We start from the raw sequence: 9,632 nt of genomic DNA on the forward strand, positions 1-9,632 counted from the left end.
GATGACGCCTGTTCCTGACAGGCAAAAACCAGAAACCGCACACACTTGAACAAAACCCCGCCGAAAATCGACGGGGTTTGTCAGTGGTCTGAGGGCGGCTCAACCGAGCCGCCCTTTTTGCGTTGGCAGTGGAATGGCTGTAATGCTTGACCTTCCAGTTGCTGGAAGCGTTACGGCAGGACGAAGCTGGTTCCAGGAGTTGTTGAATGACCCACGACGACAAGCACCATCACGCACTTGGACACCACCATAGCGGAAAAGCACACTCACCCGGCGGGATGACGGCACGCGATCCCGTCTGCGGAATGGCCGTGGATGTGGGGGCGACAGAGCACACCCTTGAGCGTCAGGGGGAGCGGTTCCACTTCTGCTCGGCAGGCTGCAAAGACAGGTTCGAGACCGATCCTGACCGGTATCTGAAGGCGCGGGATGAAGCCGAGCCGGCGCCAAAGGGAACCAGATACACCTGTCCGATGCATCCGCAGATCGTGCGGGATCGGCCGGGCTCCTGCCCGATCTGCGGTATGGCGCTTGAACCGATGGGAGTGCCGACGGGCGATGAAGGTCCCAATCCGGAACTTGTGGATTTCACGCGCCGTTTCCAGGTCAGCGCATTCCTGGCCGTGCCGCTTCTGCTGATTGCGATGGGGCCGATGGTCGGCTTGCCGTTTCGGCACTGGATCGGCGAGCCGGCGGCTGTGTGGCTGGAATTCGCGCTGGCAACGCCGGTCGTTCTCTGGGCGGCGCTGCCATTCTTCGAGCGGGGCTATGAGTCTTTCGTGAACCGCAGTCCGAATATGTGGACGCTGATCTCCATCGGTGTCGGTGCGGCCTATGCCTATAGCGTGGTTGCCACGCTTGTGCCGGGAATATTCCCGGCTCAGTTTCGGGGGGAAGGTGGTGCCGTACCGGTTTACTTCGAGGCATCTGCGGTGATCGTCGCATTGGTCTTCCTCGGGCAGGTACTGGAGCTGCGGGCGCGGGAGCGGACAGGCTCGGCCATCCGCGCGCTGCTCGACCTCGCGCCGAAAACGGCGCGGCGCATCGCCGAAGACGGGTCGGAAACCGACGTGCCGCTTGAATACGTAAAGGCGGGCGACAGGCTACGGGTACGCCCGGGTGACAGCGTTCCGGTGGATGCGACGGTCGAGGAAGGTCGATCATCGGTCGACGAATCCATGATCACCGGGGAGCCGGTTCCGGTCGAGAAAGCCGGGGGCGATCCGGTGACCGGAGGAACGCTCAACAAGAACGGCACGCTGATTGTGCGTGCTGAACGTGTTGGCTCAGAGACCGTCCTGTCGCAGATTGTCGATATGGTGGCGAAGGCGCAGCGCTCGCGCGCGCCGATCCAGGGGCTTGCGGACCGCGTTTCCTTCTACTTCGTTCCGACTGTGGTGCTTGTCGCCATACTGGCGTTTATCGTCTGGGCGCTGTTCGGGCCCGAGCCGTCGATGGTGTTCGCCATTGTCTCTGCGGTTTCGGTGCTGATCATCGCCTGCCCGTGCGCGCTCGGGCTTGCGACCCCCATGTCGATCATGACGGCCACGGGGCGAGGGGCGCAGGCCGGCGTCCTGATCAAGGATGCCGAGGCGCTGGAACGTTTTGCCGGGGTCGACACGCTCATCGTCGACAAGACCGGGACACTGACCGAAGGGCGCCCCCGGCTGACGGATGTGATCGCTTCGGGGGAAATGGACGAAGACCGGCTTCTGATGTTCGCCGCAAGCCTCGAGCGCGGGTCGGAGCATCCCCTTGCCGAGGCGATTGTGGCCGGAGCGGAAGACCGGGGCATCGCGCTCGAAAAGTCTGACGATTTCGACGCGGTCACCGGCAAGGGCGTTGCCGGTGATGTGGCGGGACACAGGATCGCGCTTGGCAACAGGGCGATGATGGAAGATGCGGGCGTGCCGGTTGAAAGTCTGGCTGAACGCGCCGACGCGCTGCGTGCCGAGGGCAAGACGGCCATGTTTGTTTCCGTTGACGGAGAAATCGCGGGGCTGGTGGCAGTTGCCGATCCTGTCAAGAAAACCACCGCCGACGCTATCCGCGCACTCCACGATCTCGGCCTGAAAATCATCATGGCAACGGGTGACAACGCGCGCACCGCGAAAGCCGTGGCCGAGCGGCTTGGGATCGATGAAGTGCGTGCCGACATGCTGCCCGAGGGCAAACAGAAGCTGATCGAGGAACTGCGCGAAAACGGCGCGAGCGTTGCGATGGCCGGCGACGGGGTGAATGACGCTCCCGCGCTTGCCGCCGCCGATGTGGGCATCGCCATGGGAACGGGCGCCGATGTGGCGGTGGAAAGTGCCGGCATCACGCTGGTGAAGGGCGACCTCAACGGGATCGTACGCGCCCGTGCGCTGGCGCAGGCAACGATACGAAACATCAAGGAGAATCTATTCTTCGCCTTCGTCTACAACGCGCTTGGCGTTCCGGTCGCAGCCGGTATTCTCTATCCCGTTTTCGGGACTCTTTTGTCACCGATGATCGCGGCGGCGGCGATGAGCCTTTCGTCCGTATCGGTTATCGCCAATGCGCTGCGGTTGCGTACCGTGAGGCTCGGATAGCATTTGCCGCAGGGCGAAGGGCTTAAGCCGCGTTGGCGTCGGTGCTTTTCTCTTCTGCCTGGATGTCATCTTCCTGCAGATCGTCGAGCGGGCTCGGGCGTCCGAGGTAGTAGCCCTGGCCGATCTGGCAGAGTTCCTTTGCCAGGAAGCTCAACTCGCCGGACGTTTCCACGCCTTCGGCCAGGACCGGCAGGCCAAGGCCGCGACCGATGCCCAGCACCGCCCGGACGATGGTGGCGGCCTGTTCGTTCGTGTCCACCTGGCGGATGAAGCTCCCGTCGATCTTGATCTTGTCGAAGGGAAAGGCACGCAGATTGGAGAGCGATGAATACCCGGTGCCGAAATCGTCCATCGCGACCCGGATTCCGAGCGCTTTCAACTGACGCAGTGTGGTAAGCGCACGGTGCATGTCGCGGACCAGAGCTGTCTCCGTAATCTCGATCTCCAGGCGATGCGGGGACAGGCCGGTTTCCAGAAGAATGCGGTGAACGGTCTGTGCGAAATTCATGCTGTGGAGCTGGATCGCGGAGACATTGACCGCAATCATGAGATTGCTTTTCCAGCCGGCGGCCGCCTGGCAGGCGGTCCTGAGCACCCATTCGCCGATCGGGACGATGGCGCCGCTGTCCTCGGCAACCGGGATAAAGATGCCGGGTGACACATTTCCACGTTCTGGATGCTGCCAGCGCAGAAGTGCCTCGTAGCCGATCAGTTCGCCAGTATCGAGCTTCTTCTGTGGCTGATAGACGAGGTGAAATTCGTTGCGGGTCACCGCGTGACGCAGCTCATGCTCCATGATCCTGCGGGAGCGCGCCTCGAGACCCATGGCGTGCTCGTAGAAGCGGTAGGTGTCGCGCCCTTCCGACTTGGCCCTGTAGAGCGCCGTGTCGGCATGGCTGATCAGGGTTTCCTGGTCTTTTGCATCGCGGGGGTACAGGGCGATGCCGATGCTGGTCGACATGAGGCCGTCGCTGCTTGCACGCGCATTCTCGGCCCGAAACGCCTCAAGAATCTTTTCGGCCAGGCTCGCTGCCTCCCTGTGACTGGAGATACCGGGAACGATGATGGCGAACTCATCACCACCAAGGCGCGCCAGCATCTGCCCCTCGTCCAGAACGCTGCCAGCGTTTTCCGCGACCCTGCGCAGCATCGCGTCGCCGGCGGCGTGGCCGAACAGGTCGTTGACCTCCTTGAAGCGATCGAGATCCAGGCATAGCAACGCTATCGATTTTCCATCGGCGAGCGTTGCCATTTCCTTTTCCAACTGCGCCGTGAAGCTGCGCCGGTTGGGCAGGTTGGTCAGCGTGTCGTGCATGGCGAGGCGACGGATGTCGGCCTCCGCCTTCTTGCGTTCGAAGAGGTCGCGTACGGCGATGACCGTATGCGGTTTGCCGCTGTAGTCGATGGTGCGGGAGAGGAGTTCCACCGGACGGCTCGATCCGTTGGCGTGTTCGAGAGTGGTCTCCCAGACCGGTTCCTCCGCGATGGCGCCATTGCGGTCAATGGTGCCGAAGATCGTGGTGAAATCCATGCCGACCAGTTGTTCGATGTCGCGACCGCACAGTCTCGCCAGACTCTGGTTGGCGGTGACGATGATGGTGTCGTCGCATACAAGCAGGCCTTCAAAGGCGGCGTTGGCGAGACCCCGCAGACGGCTTTCCTCCGCGACGGCGCGGCGTTTGTCGCGAATATCGACCCAAAGTGCGAGGGCTGTCAGTGCAACGATCATCACTGCTGCAAGTGTAACAGCGGCCGCCAGCACGGTGGAGGGAACGGAGAACTCTGAAATGGTGATGTTTGGATCGGGAATGATGGAAGCGGCACCCATTGCCGTGAAATGCATGGTGCAGATTGCAAGCGTAAGTGTCAGGCTTGCGGCGACGTTGCGTGCCTGCGAGGTGCGCGCCAGTGCAATCTGGATCGCCAGAGCGCCAAAGACAATGCCAGCCACGAGGGAGGCAATAGCCAGCGTCATGTCCCATTCCAGCCGGCCCTCCACTTCGAACGCAATCATGCCGGTGAAATGCATTACGGCGATGCCTGCTCCGATGATCGAGCCGCCGACAAGATGGTGGTCCAGTGTCGGACGGGCCGTGGCGACGGACATGCCCAGGCCGCTACAGAGGATTGCAAGTATCAGCGACAATGCGGTGAGCGGAACGCCGTAGGCGGTCGGCATGCCCGGGGAGAAGGCCAGCATGGCCACGAAGTGGGTGGCCCAGACCCCGAAACCGAAGCAGATCGCAGCGACGGTCGTCCACAACAGGCGGGTCTGACCCGCCGACTTGCGCAGATGCCGTAACAGCGTCACCGCAGCAAATGAGGCGACCGCTCCAAGAACGCCAGCCAGGAGAACCAGCCGGAGGTCATGTTCATTGACGATGCAGTTGTATACCGTAAGCACTTGTTCCGCCACCCTAATTGCTTGCAATACCGGCCTTGTTTTCCGGCCTGTTTCCTGTCGATGGCGTAAGGTTTAGCACCGGCATTTGAACAATCGGTTAAGTTGTATGCGGGAGTCGATTAACCGCTTGCCATATCAGGCTGTGAATACCGGGAAGAAGCGTCTTCAGGGGTCGCGGTTGCTGGCGATCATGCTTATATGATTGCGTAGGCAGGACCAAAATGCGTTTTCCAAATTCCTTTCTCGATGAACTCCGTGACCGCGTGCCGATATCGCAGGTGGTGGGGACGCGCGTGACGTTCGACCGCAAGAAGACGAATGCGTCGCGCGGCGATTACTGGGGCTGCTGCCCGTTTCATGGAGAGAACACGCCGAGCTTTCACTGCGAAGACAGGAAGGGCCGCTACCACTGTTTTGGCTGCGGGGTTTCGGGGGACCATTTTCGGTTTTTGTCCGAGCTGGATGGCATCAGCTTCCCGGAGGCCGTGGAGCGGGTGGCCGATATGGCGGGCGTGCCCATGCCGCAGCGCGATCCGCAGGCAGAGCGCCGGGAGCAACAGCGCGCCTCCCTTTCGGACGTCATGGACATGGCGGCAGGTTTCTTCCAGAGCATGCTGCAGGCACAGCAGGGCGCGGAGGCACGGGCCTATCTGCGCGGACGCGGGCTTTCCAGTGCAACACAGCAGGCCTTCCGGATCGGCTACGCGCCATCGAGCCGCAATGCACTCAAGGAGTTCCTGGCCGGCAAGGGGGTGACGAAAGACCAGATCGAGGCCTGTGGTCTCGTGGTGTTCGGTCCGGATATTCCGGTTTCTTATGATCGCTTCCGTGACCGCATCATGTTTCCCATCGAGGATGCCCGGGGACGGGTGATCGCGTTCGGCGGGCGTGCCATGTCGAAGGATGTGCCCGCCAAATATCTCAACTCGCCCGACACCGAGCTCTTTCACAAGGGAACCGTTCTTTACAACCTCGCGCGGGCGCGCCGCTCGACCGCCAAGGGCGCGGCGGTGATCGCGGTGGAAGGCTATATGGACGTGATCGGGCTCGCGCAGGCCGGCTTCGAGAACGCCGTGGCGCCGCTCGGCACCGCCCTGACCGAGAATCAGCTCGATCTTTTGTGGCGCATGTCGGGGGAACCAGTTCTGTGTTTCGATGGCGATGAGGCGGGTCTGCGGGCTGCATGGCGTGCGGCAGACCTTGCGCTGCCGCTGGTCCAGCCGGGACGCAGCCTGCGGTTCGCGCTCCTGCCGCAGGGCAAGGACCCTGACGACCTGGTGCGGGAGGAGGGGCCGGACGCCTTTGCTGCGGTTCTCTCCGGTGCGCGGCCGCTGGCCGACATGCTTTGGATGCGCGAAACTTCGGGCAAGGTGTTCGATACGCCTGAGCGGCGTGCTGAACTGGAGCGCAATCTGCAGGCGCTGACGGCGCGGATCGGCGACGAAAACCTGAAGCGCCACTACAGTCAGGATATGCGCGAACGTGCGCGGGCCTTTTTCGGCGGCAATCAGTCTCAGCGCGGCGGACAGCGCGGTTTTCGCGATGGTGGCGGTGGGGGACGAAACCGGGGCTTTGGCGGGCGCCCCGGCGGGGCTTCGGGACGGCTGGCGGTCTCCGAGAGCCTTGCCCGGTCCGCATTGGTGCGCAGCTCGACGCCGACCATGCCGCTCCGGGAGGCCGCGCTTCTGGTTTCGCTGGTGAACCACCCGGCTTTGATCGACGAGTATTTCGACGCGCTCGACCAGATGCTGCTGGCGAGCGCCGATCTCGGCCGGTTGCGCATGGCGATCCTCGATGCGGTGGCGCACAACCCAACGCATGATCGCGAGCTTCTTCTGAAGAAGATCGAGGCGGACGGGCTCCTTTCCATCTGGAAGCAGGCGGAGGCGCGGGTGAAATCTGCCTATATGTGGCCGGCGCTTGAAAATGCGGCGCTGGATGACGCTCGGGAAGCCTTTGCGCAGACCCTCCACTTGCACCGGCGCGCAGGCTCTCTACATAAGGAGCTTAAAGCGGCTGAACTGGCGCTGGCCAACGACTGGAATGAAGAGGACGCCCGGCATCTGGTGGAGATCCAGGCAGAGCTGAGCAACCTGCAGGCAACCGAAGCGCTCATAGAAGGCTTCGGCATTCTATCGGGGCGTGCGAATCGATCTTGATAACCAAGTGGCATCGTGGCGTGTCCAAGACCCGCCAAAACATAAAAAAGCATCAGAATCGCTGTTTGATTCGCTTTTTTGACACGAATCACGGCGCTTCGGCTTGACGTTGCACCGGAATGCAGGAATCAGGATCGATTCGAGAATATGCCGTGCTGCCGCGGAAAAGCGGGCAGCACGCAAGAGCAAGATACCGAAATTGGACGTGACAGGGAGTCCACCTAAGTATCAGGGTTAATCCGGCATTAACGCGGCCAGCGCTAGACCACGAATCAGGTTGCGAGATGCCGCGACGGACAGCCGTTGCAGCGGCGGCGACGGGGTGGCATGGACCCCCGCTCGGTTGGAGAAGGCAAAGCATGGCGACAAAAGAGAAGGAAGAGGTCGAAACCGAACGCGAGGGCTCAGACGGCCCCTTGCTCGACCTTTCCGACGACGCAGTCAAGAAGATGATCAAGGCCGCCAAGAAGCGCGGCTATGTGACGATGGACGAGCTCAACGCCGTCCTTCCTTCCGGCGAAGTCAGTTCCGAACAGATCGAAGACACAATGGCGATGCTCTCGGATATGGGCATCAATGTGGTCGAGGAAGACGAAGTTGCGGAAGACAACGATTCCAATGACAGCGAGGAAGGCGGCGAGCTGACCACGCAGTCGGGAACCGCGGTTGCGACCACGACGAAAAAAGAGCCGACGGATCGCACCGACGATCCCGTGCGCATGTATCTGCGCGAGATGGGCTCGGTGGAGCTTCTTTCGCGCGAGGGCGAAATCGCCATCGCAAAGCGCATCGAGGCCGGCCGCGAGACGATGATCGCCGGGCTCTGCGAAAGCCCGTTGACCTTTCAGGCGCTGATCATCTGGCGTGACGAACTGAACGAAGGCAAGATTCTCCTGCGCGAGATCATCGATCTCGAGGCGACCTATGCGGGGCCTGAGGCCAAGCAGGCGCCGGTCGTGCAGCGGCCCGACGAGGAGAACAAGCCGGCGGCCGAGGAAAAGCACAAGCGCACACGCGGCGACGATGTCACCGATGTCGGCGGCGAGGGGCAGCCCGAGGAAGAGGACGACGAAGAGGATGAGGCCAATCTGTCGCTGGCCGCGATGGAAGCCGAACTCAAGCCCGGCGTGATGGAAACGCTGGACTTCATCGCCGACACCTACAAGAAGCTGCGCAAGCTGCAGGATCAGAAAGTGGAATCGAGCCTGGCGGACGCCGACACCCTGTCGAGCAGCCAGGAGCGCCGCTACAAGCAGCTGAAGGGCGAACTCATCACCTCGGTGAAGTCGCTTTCGCTTAACAATGCGCGTATCGAGACCCTGGTCGAGCAGCTCTACGACATCAACAAGCGTCTCGTGCAGAACGAAGGTCGTCTGTTGCGGCTTGCCGAGAGCTATGGCGTGAAGCGCGAGTCTTTCCTGAAGGAATATCAGGGCTCGGAGCTCGACACGAACTGGACCGAGCGCGTAGCAACGCTTTCCGGCAAGGGCTGGAAGGAGTTCTCGAAGAACGAGGCGAAGGCGATCGAGGATCTGCGTGCGGAGATCCAGAATCTCGCACAGGAAACCGCGATCTCCATCGGCGAATTCCGGCGCATCGTGAACCAGGTGCAGAAGGGCGAGCGCGAAGCTGCAATCGCCAAGAAAGAGATGGTCGAGGCCAATCTGCGCCTCGTGATCTCCATCGCCAAGAAGTACACGAACCGCGGCCTTCAGTTCCTGGATCTGATCCAGGAGGGCAATATCGGCCTGATGAAGGCGGTGGACAAGTTCGAGTATCGTCGCGGCTACAAGTTCTCCACCTATGCGACGTGGTGGATCCGGCAGGCAATCACCCGTTCGATTGCCGACCAGGCCCGCACGATCCGCATTCCGGTCCACATGATCGAGACGATCAACAAGATCGTCCGCACCTCGCGCCAGATGCTGCACGAGATCGGCCGCGAGCCGACCCCGGAAGAGCTGGCCGAAAAGCTGGCCATGCCGCTCGAGAAGGTGCGCAAGGTGCTCAAGATCGCCAAGGAGCCGATCTCGCTCGAAACCCCGGTGGGTGATGAGGAAGATTCGCATCTCGGCGACTTCATCGAGGACAAGGGCGCGGTTCTGCCCATCGATGCGGCCATTCAGGCGAACCTGCGTGAGACCACCACCCGTGTTCTCGCCTCGCTGACCCCGCGCGAAGAGCGCGTGCTGCGCATGCGCTTCGGCATCGGCATGAACACCGACCACACGCTGGAAGAAGTCGGCCAGCAGTTCTCGGTGACGCGTGAGCGTATTCGCCAGATCGAGGCCAAGGCGCTGCGCAAGCTCAAGCATCCGAGCCGCTCGCGCAAGCTGCGGTCGTTCCTCGACAGCTGATCGCCAGCACATTCTAAATGATGAAAGCCGGGCCTCGTGCCCGGCTCAGACCACTGACAAACCCCGTCGATTTTCGGCGGGGTTTTGTTCAAGTGTGTGCGGTTTCTGGTTTTTGCCTGTCAGGAACAGGCGTCATCAG

Annotated in this window: 4 protein-coding genes; 3 read left to right on the top strand and 1 reads right to left on the bottom strand. The window is 61.8% G+C overall.

The features are described 5' to 3' along the window. The first annotated feature begins 206 nt into the window (after nt 1-206). Entirely contained in the window at nt 207-2,573 is a 2,367-nt protein-coding gene (locus AC07E3_RS21025) for a heavy metal translocating P-type ATPase (protein WP_478364638.1), read from the top strand. Between the two features lie 22 nt (nt 2,574-2,595). Here AC07E3_RS21025 and AC07E3_RS21030 read toward each other — a convergent pair whose 3' ends face one another. Beyond that, complete coding sequence (locus AC07E3_RS21030; RefSeq protein WP_478364640.1) at nt 2,596-4,977, bottom strand: putative bifunctional diguanylate cyclase/phosphodiesterase; 2,382 nt, start codon at nt 4,975-4,977, stop codon at nt 2,596-2,598. Between the two features lie 221 nt (nt 4,978-5,198). On the opposite strand from AC07E3_RS21030, the gene dnaG reads away from it, so the two are divergent. Next, on the top strand, nt 5,199-7,136 hold the full coding sequence (gene dnaG / locus AC07E3_RS21035) for a DNA primase (protein ID WP_478364642.1): 1,938 nt from the start codon (nt 5,199-5,201) through the stop codon (nt 7,134-7,136). 359 nt (nt 7,137-7,495) lie between these two features. Then, nucleotides 7,496-9,493, top strand: a complete 1,998-nt coding sequence (rpoD, locus tag AC07E3_RS21040; RefSeq protein WP_478364644.1) for an RNA polymerase sigma factor RpoD — start codon at nt 7,496-7,498, stop codon at nt 9,491-9,493. Nucleotides 9,494-9,632: the final 139 nt, after the last annotated feature.

It is taken from the genome of Nitratireductor lacus (assembly GCF_056431025.1).